Source organism: Clostridium sp. UBA7791 (genome assembly GCF_002480755.1).
In the GTDB taxonomy this organism is placed as follows: domain Bacteria; phylum Bacillota; class Clostridia; order Clostridiales; family Clostridiaceae; genus Clostridium_J; species Clostridium_J sulfidigenes.
The window spans coordinates 477,894-496,791 of the sequence record NZ_DLCT01000013.1 but is presented as its reverse complement, the minus strand read 5'-3'; the positions used below and the strand labels follow the sequence as shown (position 1 = coordinate 496,791).

Here is an 18,898-nt window from a genome sequence, read left to right as displayed (position 1 = left end):
TATTAAAATAAATATATTTCTCTATACTTAAGTAAGCATAAAATTTAAACACGTATAATTTGAAAAAATTTATATGAAACAAATTATTTCATAAAACCATCACTAGTTAGACCTTCTTGGACAAGCATAGCCTCTAGTACTTTAATGTCAGTAGATATATCTAGAGCATCATCAGCAAATAGATTATCTAATTGTTTTTCAAAGGCATCCGCTATAGTAGAAAGAATGCCTTCAATGTTTTCTATGGTAGTAGATATGTTACCACCTTTAATACATTGTCCATTTAAATTTATATATGAATTCAATAGTTTTAAAAGTGTAGGTAAATAATAGCTCATAAATTTACTTATTTGAGATGCATCTTCAGGATGTTTTGCAATGTATCTAAAAATCTTGTCAGTAGCTACTTCCATACGTGTAATTTGATTAGTAATCTTCTCATCAGGAATTTCATCATTTGCCTTTTTAATTTGATTAAGATAAGCAAGTCCTTCAGCAATAATAACATCTACAGCTTCATCACCAGAAGAGATTATTTCATCGGTAGAAGAAGGCAATTCTTTAGCAGAAGAAGTTGTTTTAACATTGTTCTTTTTCCTATAATTTTTATAAATAGAAGATTTAGAAACACGTTTTAAAAAATAAAAAAATAAAAATAAAAAAAGTAAAAATGCAAAAAGTAAAATTATTCCTAAATATTTCATAAAAGGTACGCCTGAGTTATCAGAATTACTTTTATTATAAGTATTATTTATATCATAAGAATTATTTTTATCAATAGTATCAATCTTAGTAGCTAAGCTTGATACCACATTGCTAAGATTGTACTTATTATTATGGGTACTTAGGGATGTAGCAAACTTTTTTTCTATAGATTTATAGACTGTTGAATCCGTTAAAGCACTTTTTAAACCAGTACCTGTAGCAATGAAAGTCTTATTTTCACCAGAAACAATAAGAAGTAATACTGCATTATTTTTTTCTTTTAAGTCCATATCCCATTCATCAAAAACTTTATAAGCATAGGTTTCTATGTCATTACCTTCTGGTAAATTTTCAATAGTTAACACTGAGATTTCAGCATCACTAGTTTCAGTAAACTTCTTGTTTCTTGTGATTATATATTTTATACTACTATCAGGCAATACATCAGCATTATCCGTTACCCACATAAGCTGAGAACGGGTAGGAATTAGTGAATCACTAGAACTCTTTTTAGATGTATTTATATCATTTTTAGCATCATTAGTTGCATATAAAAGTTCAGGGGAGTCAAGTATATTGGATTCAGCATTAGCAGATGTGTTAAAGAAACTTGTGGTAAATGCTAATACAATAACAAGTATTAAGGATTTTAAGTTTAAAAATTTTCGTTTCATAAATATCTCCTTTAAATAAAGATTAAAATAAATATAATATAGTTTATTAGTTATGTATTCACAACCTTTGTAAAATATATATTATAGATACTATAATTGTAAATACATTTAGAATTAGTGTCAATGAATATTGGGATTATAAGAATTTTACTAAATTAAAAATAAAAAAAGATTTTCGCAAATATATTACTAATCTTATATAGAATGCTGAGCTTGCACTTTATATTATTGTTTGCGCATGCTCAACACTTATCTTAGATTAGTTTATTAGCGAAAATCCATTTTATATAGTTGTTTTTATTTATTTTTACACATTAAATTTTCTTCCCATAGTGGTTCTGCTCTCTTAGCCCAAGTTTCACCATAGTCTATAGTTTTAGCTACTAAATCTTCTACATTTTCAGGATCTACATACTCTGTAGACTTAGCCCCAGAAGCCTTAACCATTTCTGCAATCTTTGGAGCATTATCAAGAATTGGGCAAGGTCTAAATTGATTATTGTTAAAAGGTTGATTCTTTTGATATTCCATAAACAGTGGCTGTCCTAAAGCTTCAATTAAAGGAACTTCCTTTATATTAGCACTGGAGTAGTGGCAGAATACACAAGGTTCCACATCACCATTAGCATTAATATGGCAGTATCGTCTTCCACCAGCCACACAACCACCAACATATTCAGCATCGTGCCAGAAATCCATATTAAAGATTGGTTTAGTTGAGCGCCAACCTCTTATAGTACGATAAAGTTTTTCTCTTTGATCAGGATTAGCCATTAAGGAAGTATCTGTTTTGCATCCTATAGGCATAAAGGTGAAGTACCAAGAGAAATAAGCACCCATATCTATCATCATATCTATAAATTCTTCAGATAAAACGCTATCACAGTTATTAGTTGTAAAGCAAGTTGAGAATCCAAAAGGAACTCTATTTTCTTTCATAAGAGCCATAGCACGAGTAATATCCTTCCAGGAACCATTACCACGTCTTGCATCAGTAGCATCATCAAAACCTTCAACACTAATAGTAGGAACTATATTTCCAACTTCACATAGGTCTTCACAGAAAGCCTGGTCAATTAATGTTCCATTAGTAAATATCATAAACACACAATCATTATGTTTCTTAGCTAGTTTTAAAATATCATTCTTTCTAACTAAAGGCTCACCACCAGTCATTATATAAAAGAAGATACCCAAATCCTTACCTTGAATAAGTAAACTATCTAATTCATCATAGCTTAAATTTAAAGCCTTGTTATAATCAGCAGCCCAACAACCAATACATTTCTTATTACAAGCAGTAGTAGGGTCTATAAGTAAAGTAAAGGGAATTTCATATCCATATTCCTTAGATTTTTTCCTAGATTCACTCCAACCTCTAATAGAAGAATTAAGAAGAAAGTTACTAAACACAGTCTCTAAAATATGAGGATTCACTTCTTTGGCTAATTTAGTCATAAGCTCTACCCAGTTATTATCCTTCTCCTTTAAAAATCCTTCAACGGCATCATATTGAGGAGTATATAAATTTTCTGTATCAAACTTCCTTAACCAATGAACAATTTTCTCAAAGTTTTTCTCAGGATTTTTCTTTAAGTATCCAAGTCCCTGCTTTAAAGCAGCCTTTTCAATTTTATATTTTACATTTAACATAAGCCAACCCCCATTTTAAATAATTTTAAAGTAAGAAAGTATCATTTTTACTCCCATAATAAGTAATATAACGCTACCACAGATATTAACTGCAACTCTGTACTTATCACCCACACGGTAGCCTACCCTTAGTCCAATAATAGATGAAATCCCTGTTATTACAAATATGATAAACATATCTATAATAATTTCAGTGCGCAGTAGAGCAAAGCCAATTCCTAATACTAAAGCATCCAAACTAGTTGCAAAGGCTAAGGAAAAAATATTTCTATAATTAAAACTTTCCCTTTGCTCATTGATGGATTTAATAGTAAGTGCATTTTTTATCATCTTCAGTCCTAAGAAAATAAAAATAATTGCAGAAAACCATTGATTGATGGATTTAAAAGTTTCAGAATAAATTGAGCTTACTGGAAACTTGGTAATCATCATTCCAATAGTAAGCATAATAGCTTGTATTCCCCCAAATGCAAGGCCAACAATAAAATCCATACGCTTTTTAAGATAAGGTTGAGTTGCACCTGTACATACTGTCACTGTAAATGCATCTAAAGATAATCCTATTGATACTATGATTACTTCCAGAACACTCATAAGCATCTTCCTTTCATAATCTGTTTTCTTAAATTATAGCCAATGTAGATTTTTATGTAAAAATACACTTCGCCCTAAATGTATATCAAAAAAAACAAAAAGCAACTTATGTAGTTGCTTTAAAACAAATCTATTTAATTGTTTTATGATAGGTTAAGTAGGGGCTTTAACAAAATAAGCTAATCTAAATAAATATTGAATAAGCACTTATATTATTAACGCTCAGCCGTTTCGGAATATTGATTTACTAAAGCATTTATTCAAGGTAAAATCTACAACACAACAACTCGTATACACTCAAACAAGTTGTGTTGCTTAACGATTTTACCATTCATAAATACTAAGTAAATCTAATATCCCTGCAAATGGCATTCGCTAACAATAATATTAAAGTGCATCTTCAATATTTTATATAAGATTAGTAAGATATTTTGTTAAAGCCCATAACTTTTTATAATGGCTTGAATACAATATCTTCTAAGGAATTAGAAAGTAGTAAATAATATTTTTCAGCTAACTCATGAGCAGGAACTTGTACACCTTTTTTAAGCCAAGTAATTAAAAAATAGGTTAGACCTCTAGAATAGTAATTAGCAATTTCAGAAGCGGTGAGAATTCCTTCAAAATTCATATTTTCTATATCTAGCACAGAAAATAATTCTTCAAACATCTTAAGAAGAAATTTATATATTATACTCTCAAAGGAATTTTGTCCTTCTATTTTCATAGCTTTAACATAAAACTCTTTATTATTTTCTATCCTAGTAAGAATAAAAAGAATTGTCTCATTAAACATTTTATTATCTATAAGAAGGGTTGCACCTTCAAATATATCCTTATAACAAATCCATTCAAGTAATTCATACTTATCAGCAAAGTGGTTATAAAAGGAGGGTCTTATTAACTTTGCCTCATCAGTAATCATTTTTATAGTTATCTTATCAAAGGAATGTTGAGTCATTAACTTTTTAAAGCTATCAACTATTAGTGCCTTAGTATTTTCTTTTTTAGATCTCACAGTATAACCTCACCCCTTTAAAGATATTCTAAAAGTTAACTCAAAGTTTTCCACAGTTTTAACCATTATATCAACTTCCTATATTTTATGTCAATTAAGCCACATATATACCACAATACTAAGAGTTGCCACATTGAGTGTAAGGAGAAGCTTTAAAATTCCTAGGGATATACCATAAAAGCCTAGATAAAATCTGGGGGATAATATATAATAAACTAGGTAATTTCAAATAAACATATACCTATTTAACTAGGAAACAATATATCTAGAAAACTATGAACCTATAGATATAGTAAAATAGTTAAATAGGGAACAATAAAACAATATACCTATATAACTATATAACTAGGAAACTATATAACTAGTTAACTATTTGTTCTGTTCATGCGGGTTTCAGAGGTTTTTGTGATTTTCTGAGTTATATTTGGAACCCCCAAATAGAGGGTAAAATTACTTTAATAAAACTTAAAAGTATACCTAATAAATGAAATTATTTTAAAATAAAAAATTAAAATTAACATAGAATTTTATTAGATAAGGAGATAAAAATGAGAAAGAGAAAAGAATATGAATTTATCATAGAGGGTACAGAATTTCCAGGAAAGGGAGTTGCCTTCCATGAAGGAGAAAAAGTAGCTATAAAAAGTGCATTGCCCGGGCAAAAGGTTAGAGCAAGAGTAACTAAAAAAAATTCCAATGGAGTAGAAGCTAAACTTCTTGAAGTTTTAGAAGATGTAGATTACAAGGTAAAGCCAGCCTGCGATATCTTTGGAATTTGTGGAGGATGTAGCCAAGGAGACTTATCACTAGACACTCAACTTAAATTTAAAGAAGAACAAGTAAAGGCACTTTTAGCAAATAAGGGTATAACAGATTATGAGTACCTAGGAATAGAAAGCAGCCCACTTCACTATGAATACAGAAATAAAATGGAATTTACCTTTGGAGACTTTGAAAAAGGTGGAGAACTAACCCTAGGAATGCATGCTAAAGGAAAAAGCTTTGCCATAGTATCAGTACATAACTGTCAAATAGTAGACGAAGACTTCAGAGCTATAATAAATGCAACCATAAACCACTTCAGAGGAGAAAACCTTCCTTATTATAGAATCTTAAAACATGAAGGCTTTTTAAGAAATCTAGTAGTAAGAAAGGCTATAAACACAGGAGAAATATTAGTTAACATAGTTACAACTACCCAAGTAGAATATGACTTCACAGCCTTTGTAGATGCTTTAAAAGGATTAAATCTAAAAGGAGAGCTCACAGGAATAATCCATACTTTAAATGACTCTCTATCAGATGTAGTGCAAGCAGACTCTGTAGAAATACTACATGGAAAAGACTATATAATAGAAGAGCTTCTAGGATTAAAATTTAAAATAAATCCCTTTGCCTTCTTCCAAACTAACACAAAAGGAGCGGAGAAGCTTTACTCTATAGTAAGAGACTTCATAGGTGAATCAGAAGACAAAGTAGTATTTGACCTATACTGCGGAACAGGAACCATAGGACAAATAGTAGCTCCAAAAGCAAAAAAAGTAGTAGGCATAGAACTAATAGAAGAAGCCGTAGAAGCTGCAAAAGAAAATGCTAAAATCAACGGCCTAAACAACTGTGAATTCATAGCAGGAGACGTAGCAGTAACCATAAAAAACGTAACCGAAAAACCAGACATAATAATCCTAGACCCACCAAGACCAGGAGTACACCCAGTAGCCCTAGACTACGTAATAAAATTTGATGCCAAAGAAATAATCTACGTATCCTGTAACCCTAAAACACTAGCAGTAGATTTAGAGGTATTAACTGCTAATGGATATAAAGTGGAAAAGGTGAAAGTTATGGATATGTTCCCGCATACTCCGCATGTTGAAAGCGTTGTTAAGCTGACTAGATAAATAGCGAGTTTAAGCTAATTTGATGTGAATAAAAATATGATTTGCCACCGATTTGCCACCATAAGTTTTGTAATGGTGGCAAATTATTTTTGTATAAGTATATTTTCAAGAATATTAACAGTATCTTTTTTCATTTTGTTGGTTACATGGGAATAGGTATCCATAGTTGTAGCGAGTTTTGAGTGACCTAATCTCTCTTGAATATCTTTTATATTGGCTCCAGCTTCTAAAAGCATAGTAGCATGAGTATGTCTAAGTGAGTGAAAATTAAAGTTTATACCTAATTCATAATTTATTACCTTAGATAAATACTTAAGACTATCAGTTGTTATATGTTCACCATTTTCTTTAGTACATATAAAATTAGAATCTGCATAATACTTACCATACTTTAACTTATTTTCTTTTTGATATAAGCTGTGTTTCTTTAATATATTTATTAAAGTATCTCCTATAACAATGGTTCTGTTAGAACTTTTAGTTTTAGGTGTACCTAGTTCAAAAATACCTTTTCCTTTACTTATTAGAGTATGATTAACTTTAATAGTTTTATTATTTAAATCTATATCACTCCATTGTAAGGCTGTAACTTCTCCACCACGCATACCAGTGTGAAAGGCAATTTGAAGTGGAATATAGAAATTACTTTTTACAGGGAATCTATTGATAATTTTATTAAAGTATTCAATAGAAATTATTTTTAAATCTTCCTTAGAGCTCTTCAAGTTATTATTTTTAGGCAATTTAACGTATTGTATAGGATTTTCTTTTATAAATTGATAAGGATATACTGCTGATTTTAATGCTCCAGAAAGTACTCCATAGAAATTATCTATACTGGATTTAGATAATCCACTTAGGTATTTTTGGTTTATAAACTCTTGTAGTATAGCTGGAGTTAATGATTTAAGTTTATATATACCTAAGGATGGCTTTATGTGGTTTTTTATTATCCTTTTGTAATATTCTTGCGTATTGTATTTGCAGTTAATAAGCACATACTCTTTATACCAATAATCAAAGTAATCTGAAACAGAAATATTACTTTCATCTATAACAGATCCACATTTTTCATATTCATTTAAAGCAATTCTTAAGGCTTCCTGGGCTTCTTTTTTAGTTTTGAAACCTCCCTTCTCTTTTCTTTTTCTTTTACCTTCGACTATTCCAAGGTCGAAATAGTAACTCCATGTAGAGCCACGTTTTCGAGTTCCACCTTGCATAATAATACCTCCTTTGACACACGTATGTTCGCGTGAAACTAAAAAAATATATACTTAATTTAAATTAAGTCAAATTTAAGCTTTAAATATTTATAATTAATACCTTCACAATTAGCTACAACTTCAAGACAAAAATCTTCATATCTATTTAAAAGGTTATCGTCAATTAGCAACTCAGCAGCAAACGTGTCGGCTTCAATTTCATATTTACTAGTTGATAGAAGAGTGTTTTTTTCAAGAAATAAAACATTAGATTTATAGTGAAATATTGCATGTCCCAATTCATGCGCACATGTAAAAAATTTATCTATATCACTTAATTTAGAATTTATATGAATAATTTTATTTCTAGGAGCTGCTTGAAAAAAACCATTTGTATTTTTACCTAAATCCTCAAAGAATACTTTTATTCCCAAGCACTCACATAATTCAAAAGGATTACTTGTATTAAATGTCTTTTTTAAATAATTTACCTTTTTATTTATAATATTTTTCAATATCCCCAATCCCCCTAATAGAAAACTACTTTTTATATTTTTTAGGAGTATATTTTTCTTTATTCATTTTTTTAGCATACTCAAGACCATTTTTTATAGCACTTTTAATAAGTTCCCAGTCGTTATCATCTACTGGATTACCAGAAAGCATAAGTCCATCTTGTTCTTCTAATTGTTTAAGAGTAGCGTCAAGACTTTTCTCTATATCTTTTTTATCTTTATTCGTTAAATTATCTTTTTTATTTGAAGTTTCTTCTGTTAAGTTTTCGCTATCAGATAGCAGTTCGCTAATATTAACACCCAAACTTTCAGCAATAGATTTAAGAGTATCAACACTAGCATTATATCTATCTTTTTCTATATCAGCTAAATATGAACGGGATATACTAGATTTTTTAGCTAATTCAACTTGTGTCATTTTATTTAATTTCCTCAATTCACTTATTTTTTCACCAATACTCATGATATATCCTCCAATATTTCAATATAGTCGGTATCACCGACTTAATAAGTTAATTATATATTATAAAAGTCGGAATTACAATGCAGATAATGACGGAAATACAAGTATATTTTAGCATTTAAGAGGATTAGCTTGCTAATTTTAAAATTTGCTTCAAAATAGTCGGAAATACAAGTAAACAAACTTTGAATAAATGACGGAAATACAATACAATAGAAACAGAAGGAGGGAGAAAAATATATGACAGATACAATTGCAAAAAAGATAGGTAATGAAATTAAAGTAGCGAGAGAGAGAAACAATCTAACTCAACAACAGTTATCTAAGAAAATCAATATATCAAGAAATTACTTATCGGATATAGAATGCGGAAGATATATTCCAAGTACGGAGAAATTATTAGTTTTAGCGAGAATTCTTGATATTGATTTAAATTTACTTAAAATGACGGAAATAGAATATAGGAGGTGTTAATTAATTTTTATGAAAGTAATATCTCAGGCATTAGGCGAGAAGATTAGAAAAGTATTCCAGGTTAATTAAGGAGGTAAAAATGGAAGATTTATTGTATACAGTTCCAGAAGTAGCAGCTTTTTTAAAAACAGATGAACCTACCGTAAGAGAATTGATAAGAAAAAATATATTAATAGGTTTGAAGCTAGGAAGGCTAAAAGTTACTAGGATGGAACTGATCAAATTTCTTAGAGACTATGCAGGCAAAGATTTATCGGATTTAAACAATATAAAAGAATTAAATTAGTATTCAAGCGGCTCCAACGTGAGGGTAAAGAAATTAAGGGAGGAATGAGAAATGGATAAACAAGAATGTATATCACAACTAGAAGATTTAAAAAAACATTGTATGGATTGGTCACCAGAGTCACCATGGGATAAAGATGTTCAAGCTTTAGATATGGCAATAGCAGCATTAAAAGGAACTGCTCCAGAAGTACCAGTTCAAGAGCAGTTAATTAAAGAAATACTTTCCGAAATATCGATATTACTTATTACTGCAAGTTCTATTACTAAGAAAGCATTAGAAGATAACTTTATTGGCTAGTTAACCAACTCATAACACTAGATCCAATAGCAATTGCGATATCAGAGTGTTTAGATAATAAATCAGAGAACTTTGCTAAAGTTCCCTTACTAACAGGTTGATTGTCTTCAGTAATAATTTCAATTCTATCAATAAGCTTATTTAATTTAATCTGGTCTTCAATAGGTTTAGATGATATTAAAGAACGAATTTCACTTAAATTATAACCATTATTTATAGTAGCAGTGTTATAGTTACCAACAATTGCAGAACCATAAATGGCGCCTATAGAAAACGTAGATTTATTATTATCAGATATAGATTTTTTATATTCTGACTCTGATAAATATTCAGCCATCCAACCTAAAGTTTGGTTAGCGGATGTTAAAGGTTTAACATTTTTAACAAAATATCTTCTATTAGTTGCTTTATGAATAAGCCAGTCATTTTCAACAATTTCAGAAGTGCTGGCAAGCTGTATAGTATTAGGATAATCGTTACCACAAAAGAAACCTTTAGTGGTAGATGTTGTTGAGTTATTACGCTCAATAGAGAAGTCATCTCCATGCATTTTTAACATTTTATCAGTTAAAGACATAACATTCACCCCCTTTCAACAATATTTTAACATTTATTGGGGTATAAAACAAAATAGAGGAGGAATGGCAGTGGATAATTTAAAAATTTTCAAAGATGAAAGCGGAATTTTTGAAGTGGCAACAAAATTAGAAAATGGAGAATGGATTTTTGATACAGAAACAGTTGCTAAAAGTTTAGGATTTACAGAAGTAAAGAATGGTAAAGAGTACATTAGGTGGAGAACAGTAAATGGATATTTGAAATTTTCGCAAGATGTTGCGAAAGGTGATTTTATTCCAGAACCAGCAGTATATAAATTAGCTTTTAAAGCAAGTAATGAAGTTGCTGAAAAGTTTCAAGATTGGTTGGCAATAGAAGTACTTCCATCCATAAGAAAACATGGTATGTATGCCACAGATGAATTATTAGACAATCCAGATTTACTAATAGCAGCAGCAACAAAACTTAAAGAGGAAAGAGCAGCAAGACTTGAAGCAGAAAAGCAAAGGGATAAGTTAGTACACCAAAATAAGTTATATACTACATCCGAAATAGCAAAAGAACTCGGCTTAAGTAGTGCTACAAAGTTAAATAACCTTTTATCAGATAAGAAAATACAATACAAGCAGAACAGGACATGGCTATTATATTCTAAATATTCCGAATGTGGATATGTAAGTATAAAACAAGACGTTTTGGACAATGGACATATAATTTATGATCGTAAATGGACTGGAAAAGGTAGAGATTTTATTTTGAATTTATTCAAGGAGGAATGTTAATCATGAAAGCAACAGGAATAGTAAGAAAAGTAGATGATTTAGGAAGGGTGGTATTACCAGTAGAATTAAGAAGAACTTTAGGAATAGACATTAAAGACCCATTAGAAATTTATGTGGATGGTGACCAGGTTATATTAAAGAAATATGAGCCTACTTGTATATTCTGCGGTGAAGGTAAGGGTATTAAAACATTTGATGGTAAGAATATTTGTCCAAGCTGTATTAAGAAAATAAAGAGGTTGTAGTTATGAATAGCTTAGGTTACCTAATAACAGGAGTAGTAAGTATTATTTTCACATCAATAATATGTATTGCAAGTTTAGTTCAATATGGGAGAGAGAATAACGTCGGTAGAAAAATTTGTGGAGGAATATTCTTATCTGGATTTATGACATTACTCTTTATAACCAATGCATTTTATGAATTGGTGGTGTAGTTATGGTTATGAGAAAGCAAAGTAAAGAAGAGGTTGTTCAGACAATACTAGAGCTCCAACGGAAGAGGAAAAGAGAATACTTAGTAAGTGATGCAGACATTCATGCTATGGAAAATTCTCGAAGAATACGAAAGAAAACTAAAAACTACAAGTGGGGAGGTACTAGAAAGTGTCAACATTACTAGATTTAAATGAAAAGCTTGATGAAGTAAAAAGACTTTGTGAAGAGGGCAAAAGTATAAGTGAAGCCATAGAAATAGTAAAAGGTTATCACCCTTGCGACCAAACAGAGGGCAATAACCATAAGAAAAATAACTTTGAAACTATTATAGCACCTGGAGAAGGTATAGACAATGGAGAAATTTACAACGAGCATACAGGAGAAACTATAAGAGATTTAGATTATAAGGGGGAAATATAAATGAAACTATATGAATTAACACAAAACTATTTAAACTTACAGGAGTTATTAGAGGACCCTACAGTACCAGTTGAAGTTATAAATGAAGCACTTAATGAGGTTGGAGAGCAATTAGAAGATAAGGCTGAAAATATAGCAAAGCTTATCAAAACTATGGAAGTTGAGGTTACAGGATATAAAGAAGAAGAGACTAGACTTGCAGCAAGAAGAAAAAGTTTAGAAACTAGTGCTAAAAACCTTAAGGTGTATTTAGAAGAGGCTATGAGGGTAGTAGACAAGCCTAAAATCAAAGGTAAATTATTCTCATTCAGTATTCAAAAGAATCCAGCAAGTGTGGAAGTCTTAGATGAAAGTGTTATACCTAAAGAGCTTTTCAATACTCCAGCACCAGTTCTTGATAAGAAAGAAACACTTAGCAGATTAAAAGCTGGAGAAGAAATACCAGGAGTAATACTAAAACAAACTGAAAGTTTGAGGATTAGATAAATGGATATACAAGAGGAATTAAGAAAACCTTTTGGAGAGAATGAGGTTGAATGGAGAGTTCAAAGCTGTGGTGTATCTAATAATAAGCCATGGGTGATGGTTCTATGCTATGTACAAGCTAGGGCAATACAAAATAGATTAGATTATGTATTTGGATTTGATGGCTGGAAAGTTGAGTATAGAACAGGTTCAAATGATAGCAATATAATATGCAGAATATCGGTGAAGGATAGCCAGGGAGAATGGATATATAAAGAAGATGGAGCAAGCGAAAGTAATGTTGAACCTTTTAAAGGAGGAATAAGCGGAGCTTTAAAGAGGTGTGCTAGTAGTGGATATGGTATAGGAAGATATCTCTATAATCTTACAGAAAGCTTTGCAGAATGTTCATTAGAAAAGCCTAAGGATAACACTGGATGGAAAAAGGCTGTTACTAAAGATAAAAAGACTATCTATTGGAAGATACCTAAATTGCCTACATGGGCATTACCAAGTTCAATAAGCGATAGAGAAATTAAAGAACTAACAAAATTAGCTTCAACTGCAGGGATTTCGGAAGATGTCATAAAGCAAGTTATTGAGAAAGATTTTGGAGTTAAAGAAATTAAAGAACTTTCGAGTGATCAATACGAGCAAGTATATATGAGGCTTTCTAAAAAATGTGACCCAACAAATAAAAAATAAGGAGAGGATCATATGTATAAAGAAGAGATGGACCTTAGAGCTGATGATGGTAAAGTGATATCTATCAAAGATGGTGGGGGACATGTAGAAATATCTGTTGAAGATGGAGATATTGAAAAATTAATTAAGTTTAGTTATAGCCAGTGGAATGATTTAACTAATTCTATAGATAGGCAATGGGGATTAAAAACCTTTGAAAACATAAGTGACAAGTAGGTGAAGTAATGGCAGAAGGATGGATAAAGCTCCATAGAGCAATACGTAAAAATTGGATATGGGAAGATGCTCAAAAATTAAAATGGTGGTTAGATATCCTTCTTCAGGCTAACCACCAGGAGAAAAAAGTGTTATTAGGTAATGAATTAGTGCTAATAGAAAGAGGTAGTTTTCACACCTCTGAATTAAAACTTGCTAAAAAATGGGGGGTGTCAAAAACGACTGTAAGGAAATTTTTAGAGCTACTAGAAAGTGACCGAATGATAACAACAATAAAATCAAAAAAAGGTACTACCCTAAAAGTAAGTAATTATGAGGATTATCAAGGGTTTTCTGATGAAGAAAAAACCGATAAAAAACCACAAAAAAACCATAATGTAGACCATAAAAAAACTATAGAAGAACCATATGGTATACAGATAAAGAACCATAAGGTAGACACAAACAATAATGATAAAGAATTATATAAGAATGAGGAAGAAGGAAAAGAAGGAAAAGAAGGGGACGAAAGACTCCCTTCACTTCCACCTCTATCCTTTCCTACTCCATATCATGAAACTATATTTAACCAGTGGTCAGAGAATACCTATAGGACCTGGTTCATGAATACAGAGATAGAGGATAAGGAAAATGAAATAATTATGGTTGTAGGTTATGAATTAGCAAAAGACATAATAGAAACTAAGTTCAATGAGCAGTTAGAGACATTACTAGATAAAAAAGTATTAGTTATCTTGAAAAAATAAGGGGGAATAGAAGATGAATATAATTTTAGGCTTAGGAATAGGTGTTATAGGGGTTTTAGTTCTTATGGGATATATTACTCTAGAAAGGAAATTAAATAACTTAGACAAGAAGATGGACAAGCAGAAAGTATATTGGAAAAGTGTTGAGAGGTCTATAGAGATACAATGCAATCAAATTAATGAAGAGATTGTTGAAAGAGGACAATTCAATGAAAAAGCTATAGGTCAACTAGCACAGAATGTTGAATCAAATAAGATTAAGTTAGAAAAAAGCATAAAGGATGAATCAGCAAAGATTATGTTTACTCCATTGAAGGTTAAATGTGATTGTAAGTAGTGGTAATAAATTTAGGAGGTATGATTTATGAATAAGGTTGTTTTAATAGGTCGCATGACTAAGGATCCAGAGCTAAAGTTTACTCCAGGCACAGGAACTGCAGTATGCACATTTACAATGGCAGTGAACAGGAGATTTAAGAAGGAAGGTCAACCAGAGGCTGATTTTATCCCTATAGTAGTATGGGGGAAACAAGCGGAGAGTACTGCTAACTATATGAGTAAAGGTAAGCTTTTAAGTGTAGCTGGAAGAATTGAAACTAGGTCATATGAGGCTAAAGATGGTGGAAGAAGATATGTTACTGAGGTTGTAGCTGATGAAGTAAGTTTCTTAGAATATGGTAATAAGAATGAAGGACAAGCAGCTAATGATTATACTCCAGTAGATTATGGAGAGGACATGCCATTCTAGTTAAGTAACAAAATGGGGGAAAGTACAATGAATGATTCAGAATGGAGAGAGACCAAGAGAAGAAAGAAACAACAATTTATGGCACTTCAAAATCTTCCCTACGAGATAAAAATTAGGAAAGCAGAGCTAAGAGCTTGGGAATTTTATAACGAGATGGCAAAGAGAGATTTAAATTGTCATGTTAGTGTAGGAGGTTTGGATAGCATAACATTATTGTTATTTCTAAGATCTATTGGAATAGATGTACCAGCAATTTCAGTTTCAATGTTAGAAGATAAAAGCATTCAAAGGATACATGACCAATTAGGAATAATTAAACTAGCACCATATAAATCAAAAGTAGAGGTATTAAATGAAGTTGGATTTCCTGTAATATCAAAGAAATTAGCTGGTAGAATAGAGACACTTCAAAATCCAACTGAAAGAAATACTACAGTAAGACATGCGATTATTACTGGTGAATGTGGAGAACAAGGTCATTATGCTAAAAATAGTAGAATGCAACTACCTAAAAAATGGCTAAATTTGTTTGCTGGCATGGAAAATAAAAAGTATGGTACAAACTACAAAGAGGCCTTCTTTAAAGTTTCTAACCAATGCTGCTATCACATGAAGGAAAAGCCATGCGGAGATTGGTCAAAGGAACATGAAAGTTATCCTTACTTAGGTATGATGGCCTCAGAAGGTGGACAAAGAGAAGAATCATTAATAGACCATGGTTGTAATTATTATGGGAAAACAGTGATAAGAAGTGCACCTTTTGCAATATTTAAAAGACAAGACTTGTTGCAGTTAGCGTTAGATTTAAAAGTTCCAATACCAGAAATATACGGAACTATAGAACGAAAACCAGATGGTACTCTATATACTACTAAAGCTCAGAGAACTGGATGTAGTATGTGTGGATTTGGTGTACACATGGAAAAAAGGCCACATAGATTTGATAGATTAAGAGAGCGTAATCCTAAGGAGTGGGAATTTTGGATGTATAGATGTGTTACAGATCCGGAGACTGGAGAAAAGTTTGGATGGGGTAAGGTATTAGATTATATAGGTGTAGAGTGGGAAGATATTCCTATTCAGATAGAACAATTAAGTTTTATTATTTAAAGAAATTAGGTGATAAATTGAAACTCAAAAGATTAAGCAATATAAAGTGGATAGGTGGAAAGCATGGCAAGGAAGAGCTTTATATAGATTTAATGCCTAAGCATGATATATTTTGTGATTGTTTCTTTGGATCCGGAGCAGTTCCATTTTTTAAAGAGACAGTAAATCCATCAAAGTTAACCATTGTAAATGATATAAACGATAGGCTTGTAAATTATATGATGGTACTTAAAGATAATCCGGAACAGTTATACAAAGAATGTTCAGCATTACCCTATAGTGAAAGTTTATATGAAAAGTGGAAATGGGAGCCATGGCCGGAGAATAACTTAGAGTCTGCAGTTAGATTTTACTATTTGATGAGAGTTTGCTTTGGAGGTGGAGGACATAAATACCGAAATGGAATTGGATTATCAAAAACTCAAAATAAGGCCAAGCAATTAATTTCAGCAACAGAGCTTATACCTGGAATGGCTGAATTAATTAAAACATGGAATATATTAAGCCGAGACTTTGAAGAAGTAATAAAGTTCTATGATACAAAAGATACACTATTCTTTTTAGATCCACCATATCATGACCATGAAAATATGTATTTTGGAGGTTTTGAAGAGAAGGACCATATTAGATTAAAAGAAAGACTAGATAAAATAAAAGGAAAAGCTATGGTTTGTTATTACAGTAGTCCACTAATTGATGATTTATACAAGGATTGGTATGTAGTTAAATATAGTACGGCCAGTCAAATTAAAAATAGAGCTGCAGGTGATAAGATGCCAGTTAGAAATGAATTAATTTTAATGAATTATGAACCAATGATTGAAGAACAATTAAAGATATTTTAAATCTAGGAATAAGGTCATATGGGAGTACTGCTGCAAGGTGGTATTCTCATATGACAATCATATAATAAAGTGTGTTCTTTGAAAATTGAATAGTACGATATTTGAAATAACATGAAAATTATGGTGTATTTAGCGTATAATTGAATTAGATAAGTTAAATAGTAATTTATACTGGAGGTATAAGATGGGTAAAAAAAGCTTAACTTTAGAGCAAAGGAATCTAGATGCTGATATATGGATTATTACATTAATAACATTGGGATCATTTATAGTATACATGCTGTTTGGAAATCAAATGGTGAATTATATAAAGGATTCTAATAATTCTATTGTCCTACGTTTGGTACTTAATGCAGGTGTTCAATTTGGTATAGCTGGATTAGGAATTACAGTAGTATGTATTTTTAGAAAGGAACGATTTTCAGATTTTGGATTATTAAAAAGAAATACAATTAAATCTACATTAGGTTCAATTATCTGTTTTATTCCATACTTAATGTATATTTTTATATCAGGACAATATACAGGTTATCACCCACTGAGCATTATTATTACAAATGATGTATTAGAAAGTGGTATTCCGATCAACGTTTTAGGAATGGCATTGATTTTTATAGTGTGGGGATTTTTTGAAGGATTTAATTATGTTGTTATTAGCGATAAATTAAACAGTATATATCCACCTAAAAGTAAGTGGTTTAATGTAGGTGCTATTGCTTGTGCTGTGATATGTATTTTATTTCATCCCTTTAGTACATCTTTCTGGGGTATTATTGAAATAATCACTACATTCATAGCTATTTATGGTATGCTTATAATAAAAAGAGAAACTAATAATGCATGGGGATGTGTATTTGTATTTTGCTTCATTTGGAATGCTTTTTAAATTCCAATTTAGTAGGGAAGATTAAATCAATTTTAAGATAATAAATTCTTATTTAACGAATAAACTACCGTAAAATTCAATTCTGAATAATACGGTGGTTTTTTATTTCACAATTCAAAGAAAGTGTAAAGATTTTAATAAATAAATGGACACCCTATTGTGTCCATTTATCAATATATACTTGACCATCACCAACTATTACAATTCTGTGTTTATCGGTAAGAGGAACTAGATTATACTTAGGGGATTTAGGTGTTAGATATAAGACTTGTGTTGCAATAAGTTCTTCATCAAAAACGATAGCATAAGCACGACTATTTGAAACGTTCTGGATATAATATAAGCTATCCTTTGAAAAATTTAAATCAGATATGCTATAAGTTCCTTCTTTAAACATATTTTCTGCAAATGCAGTTGTCGTAACGGATATATTAAATACTAATGTCATTAAGATCAATAGTATAACAGTAAGTTTTTTCATATCATTAACCACCTTTCAACAGTAGTTTATGTAGTTGAAAATATAATATGCAAATTTAAGATTAAGTAAGATAAATTATTCGTTGAAAATTGAATAGTACGGTATTTACAAAAGATGATATAATTAAGTCATAATTATATGAAATATGAATTGAATAATTATAATTAATAGGAGTGAGATGTTTGATAACTATAGAAAATAAACTGAAAGTTCTATCGAAAGTTGCCAAAGAGGTAAATTCCAATAATATTACATGGGCAATCGGTGCATCATTATTATTGTATTTTAAAAAAATTACTAATGAATTTCATGATATTGATATTATGGTTGCTGAAAGTGATGTGGAAAAAATAAAAAAAATCCTTTTATCTTTTGGTAAATTACAACCTAAAAATCCTAATATACAATACAAAACAAAGGACTTTATGGAGTTCAATATTGAAGCAATAGATTTTGATATTATGGCTGGATTTGTTATAGTAAATAATAATATTGAGCATTATTTTCCACTTGAAAAAAAGGATATTAAGGACTATATTGATATTCATGGTACAACTATTCCTTTACATTCAATTGAAAAGTGGCTGATTTACTATAAATTAATGGAGAGAACAGAAAAAGTAAAAATGATAGATAGTTACTTTGCTAAAATAAATAAACAATCTTAATATATTATGAAGATAAATTTAAATATTAGATTGCTTAAGATAT

28 protein-coding genes are annotated in these 18,898 nt (G+C 30.5%); 19 read left to right on the top strand and 9 right to left on the bottom strand.

Annotated elements, in window-relative coordinates:
• Nucleotides 1-83: 83 nt before the first annotated feature.
• From B3Z56_RS17820 to B3Z56_RS17805, 4 genes are all read right to left on the bottom strand, one after another.
• The gene (locus B3Z56_RS17820) at nucleotides 84-1,379 is read right to left on the bottom strand and encodes a 5-bromo-4-chloroindolyl phosphate hydrolysis family protein (protein WP_346879341.1); all 1,296 of its coding nucleotides are present in this window, start codon (nucleotides 1,377-1,379) and stop codon (nucleotides 84-86) included.
• Nucleotides 1,380-1,676: 297 nt separating this feature from the next.
• The gene (locus B3Z56_RS17815; RefSeq protein WP_346879340.1) at nucleotides 1,677-3,032 is read right to left on the bottom strand and encodes a radical SAM protein; all 1,356 of its coding nucleotides are present in this window, start codon (nucleotides 3,030-3,032) and stop codon (nucleotides 1,677-1,679) included.
• A gap of 15 nt (nucleotides 3,033-3,047) precedes the next feature.
• Complete coding sequence (locus B3Z56_RS17810) at nucleotides 3,048-3,626, bottom strand: manganese efflux pump MntP family protein (RefSeq protein ID WP_346879339.1); 579 nt, start codon at nucleotides 3,624-3,626, stop codon at nucleotides 3,048-3,050.
• Nucleotides 3,627-4,077: 451 nt separating this feature from the next.
• Nucleotides 4,078-4,644, bottom strand: coding sequence for a TetR/AcrR family transcriptional regulator C-terminal domain-containing protein (locus B3Z56_RS17805; protein WP_346877154.1), 567 nt, complete (start codon nucleotides 4,642-4,644; stop codon nucleotides 4,078-4,080).
• A gap of 548 nt (nucleotides 4,645-5,192) precedes the next feature.
• On the opposite strand from B3Z56_RS17805, the gene rlmD reads away from it, so the two are divergent.
• Nucleotides 5,193-6,545 (top strand): 23S rRNA (uracil(1939)-C(5))-methyltransferase RlmD, encoded by a 1,353-nt coding sequence (gene rlmD / locus B3Z56_RS17800; protein WP_346879338.1) that lies wholly within the window; start codon nucleotides 5,193-5,195, stop codon nucleotides 6,543-6,545.
• Nucleotides 6,546-6,628: 83 nt separating this feature from the next.
• Here rlmD and B3Z56_RS17795 read toward each other — a convergent pair whose 3' ends face one another.
• The 3 genes from B3Z56_RS17795 to B3Z56_RS17785 are packed head-to-tail and all read right to left on the bottom strand — an operon-like array spanning nucleotide 6,629 to nucleotide 8,728.
• Nucleotides 6,629-7,768, bottom strand: a complete 1,140-nt coding sequence (locus B3Z56_RS17795) for a site-specific integrase (protein ID WP_346879337.1) — start codon at nucleotides 7,766-7,768, stop codon at nucleotides 6,629-6,631.
• Nucleotides 7,769-7,827: 59 nt separating this feature from the next.
• Nucleotides 7,828-8,265 carry an ImmA/IrrE family metallo-endopeptidase gene (locus tag B3Z56_RS17790; RefSeq protein WP_346879336.1) on the bottom strand — a complete coding sequence of 146 codons (438 nt, stop codon included), beginning with the start codon at nucleotides 8,263-8,265 and terminating at the stop codon, nucleotides 7,828-7,830.
• Between the two features lie 25 nt (nucleotides 8,266-8,290).
• Entirely contained in the window at nucleotides 8,291-8,728 is a 438-nt protein-coding gene (locus B3Z56_RS17785; protein WP_346879335.1) for a helix-turn-helix transcriptional regulator, read from the bottom strand.
• A 240-nt stretch (nucleotides 8,729-8,968) separates the two neighbouring features.
• On the opposite strand from B3Z56_RS17785, the gene B3Z56_RS17780 reads away from it, so the two are divergent.
• The 3 genes from B3Z56_RS17780 to B3Z56_RS17770 all read left to right on the top strand — a co-directional run bounded on the left by B3Z56_RS17780 (nucleotide 8,969) and on the right by B3Z56_RS17770 (nucleotide 9,788).
• The gene (locus B3Z56_RS17780; protein WP_346879334.1) at nucleotides 8,969-9,202 is read left to right on the top strand and encodes a helix-turn-helix transcriptional regulator; all 234 of its coding nucleotides are present in this window, start codon (nucleotides 8,969-8,971) and stop codon (nucleotides 9,200-9,202) included.
• Between the two features lie 79 nt (nucleotides 9,203-9,281).
• Nucleotides 9,282-9,488, top strand: a complete 207-nt coding sequence (locus B3Z56_RS17775) for a helix-turn-helix domain-containing protein (protein ID WP_346879333.1) — start codon at nucleotides 9,282-9,284, stop codon at nucleotides 9,486-9,488.
• Between the two features lie 51 nt (nucleotides 9,489-9,539).
• Entirely contained in the window at nucleotides 9,540-9,788 is a 249-nt protein-coding gene (locus B3Z56_RS17770; protein ID WP_346879332.1) for a hypothetical protein, read from the top strand.
• Here B3Z56_RS17770 and B3Z56_RS17765 read toward each other — a convergent pair.
• A complete protein-coding gene (locus B3Z56_RS17765) occupies nucleotides 9,778-10,365 on the bottom strand; it encodes a hypothetical protein (protein ID WP_346879331.1) in 588 nt (195 codons plus the stop codon). The genes B3Z56_RS17770 and B3Z56_RS17765 overlap by 11 nt on opposite strands.
• 70 nt (nucleotides 10,366-10,435) lie before the next feature.
• Between B3Z56_RS17765 and B3Z56_RS17760 the strand changes: the two genes are divergently transcribed.
• The 14 genes from B3Z56_RS17760 to B3Z56_RS17695 all read left to right on the top strand — a co-directional run bounded on the left by B3Z56_RS17760 (nucleotide 10,436) and on the right by B3Z56_RS17695 (nucleotide 17,706).
• Complete coding sequence (locus B3Z56_RS17760) at nucleotides 10,436-11,128, top strand: phage antirepressor KilAC domain-containing protein (protein ID WP_346879330.1); 693 nt, start codon at nucleotides 10,436-10,438, stop codon at nucleotides 11,126-11,128.
• Between the two features lie 2 nt (nucleotides 11,129-11,130).
• Entirely contained in the window at nucleotides 11,131-11,373 is a 243-nt protein-coding gene (locus tag B3Z56_RS17755; RefSeq protein WP_346879329.1) for an AbrB/MazE/SpoVT family DNA-binding domain-containing protein, read from the top strand.
• A 2-nt stretch (nucleotides 11,374-11,375) separates the two neighbouring features.
• Nucleotides 11,376-11,564 (top strand): hypothetical protein, encoded by a 189-nt coding sequence (locus B3Z56_RS17750; protein WP_346879328.1) that lies wholly within the window; start codon nucleotides 11,376-11,378, stop codon nucleotides 11,562-11,564.
• Nucleotides 11,565-11,572: 8 nt separating this feature from the next.
• Entirely contained in the window at nucleotides 11,573-11,749 is a 177-nt protein-coding gene (locus tag B3Z56_RS17745; RefSeq protein ID WP_346879327.1) for a hypothetical protein, read from the top strand.
• Entirely contained in the window at nucleotides 11,734-11,985 is a 252-nt protein-coding gene (locus B3Z56_RS17740; RefSeq protein ID WP_346879326.1) for a hypothetical protein, read from the top strand. Before B3Z56_RS17745 ends, B3Z56_RS17740 begins: the two co-directional genes overlap by 16 nt.
• Nucleotides 11,986-12,471 carry a siphovirus Gp157 family protein gene (locus B3Z56_RS17735; protein WP_346879325.1) on the top strand — a complete coding sequence of 162 codons (486 nt, stop codon included), beginning with the start codon at nucleotides 11,986-11,988 and terminating at the stop codon, nucleotides 12,469-12,471.
• Complete coding sequence (locus B3Z56_RS17730; protein WP_346868067.1) at nucleotides 12,472-13,155, top strand: Rad52/Rad22 family DNA repair protein; 684 nt, start codon at nucleotides 12,472-12,474, stop codon at nucleotides 13,153-13,155.
• Nucleotides 13,156-13,167: 12 nt separating this feature from the next.
• Complete coding sequence (locus tag B3Z56_RS17725; protein WP_346879324.1) at nucleotides 13,168-13,371, top strand: hypothetical protein; 204 nt, start codon at nucleotides 13,168-13,170, stop codon at nucleotides 13,369-13,371.
• A gap of 8 nt (nucleotides 13,372-13,379) precedes the next feature.
• On the top strand, nucleotides 13,380-14,117 hold the full coding sequence (locus B3Z56_RS17720; protein WP_346879323.1) for a hypothetical protein: 738 nt from the start codon (nucleotides 13,380-13,382) through the stop codon (nucleotides 14,115-14,117).
• Between the two features lie 13 nt (nucleotides 14,118-14,130).
• Entirely contained in the window at nucleotides 14,131-14,454 is a 324-nt protein-coding gene (locus B3Z56_RS17715; RefSeq protein WP_346877137.1) for a hypothetical protein, read from the top strand.
• Nucleotides 14,455-14,481: 27 nt separating this feature from the next.
• Nucleotides 14,482-14,865: a single-stranded DNA-binding protein gene (locus tag B3Z56_RS17710; protein WP_414633089.1), complete on the top strand. Its 384-nt coding sequence runs from the start codon at nucleotides 14,482-14,484 to the stop codon at nucleotides 14,863-14,865.
• Between the two features lie 27 nt (nucleotides 14,866-14,892).
• Nucleotides 14,893-15,975 (top strand): hypothetical protein, encoded by a 1,083-nt coding sequence (locus B3Z56_RS17705; RefSeq protein WP_346879322.1) that lies wholly within the window; start codon nucleotides 14,893-14,895, stop codon nucleotides 15,973-15,975.
• A gap of 17 nt (nucleotides 15,976-15,992) precedes the next feature.
• A complete protein-coding gene (locus tag B3Z56_RS17700; RefSeq protein WP_346879321.1) occupies nucleotides 15,993-16,820 on the top strand; it encodes a DNA adenine methylase in 828 nt (275 codons plus the stop codon).
• A 184-nt stretch (nucleotides 16,821-17,004) separates the two neighbouring features.
• Nucleotides 17,005-17,706, top strand: a complete 702-nt coding sequence (locus tag B3Z56_RS17695) for a hypothetical protein (RefSeq protein ID WP_346877135.1) — start codon at nucleotides 17,005-17,007, stop codon at nucleotides 17,704-17,706.
• 154 nt (nucleotides 17,707-17,860) lie between these two features.
• Here the strand turns inward: B3Z56_RS17695 and B3Z56_RS17690 are convergent, their stop codons facing one another.
• Nucleotides 17,861-18,154 (bottom strand): hypothetical protein, encoded by a 294-nt coding sequence (locus tag B3Z56_RS17690; RefSeq protein WP_346879320.1) that lies wholly within the window; start codon nucleotides 18,152-18,154, stop codon nucleotides 17,861-17,863.
• Nucleotides 18,155-18,369: 215 nt separating this feature from the next.
• On the opposite strand from B3Z56_RS17690, the gene B3Z56_RS17685 reads away from it, so the two are divergent.
• The gene (locus tag B3Z56_RS17685) at nucleotides 18,370-18,855 is read left to right on the top strand and encodes a nucleotidyltransferase domain-containing protein (protein WP_346879319.1); all 486 of its coding nucleotides are present in this window, start codon (nucleotides 18,370-18,372) and stop codon (nucleotides 18,853-18,855) included.
• The last annotated feature ends 43 nt before the right edge of the window (nucleotides 18,856-18,898 follow it).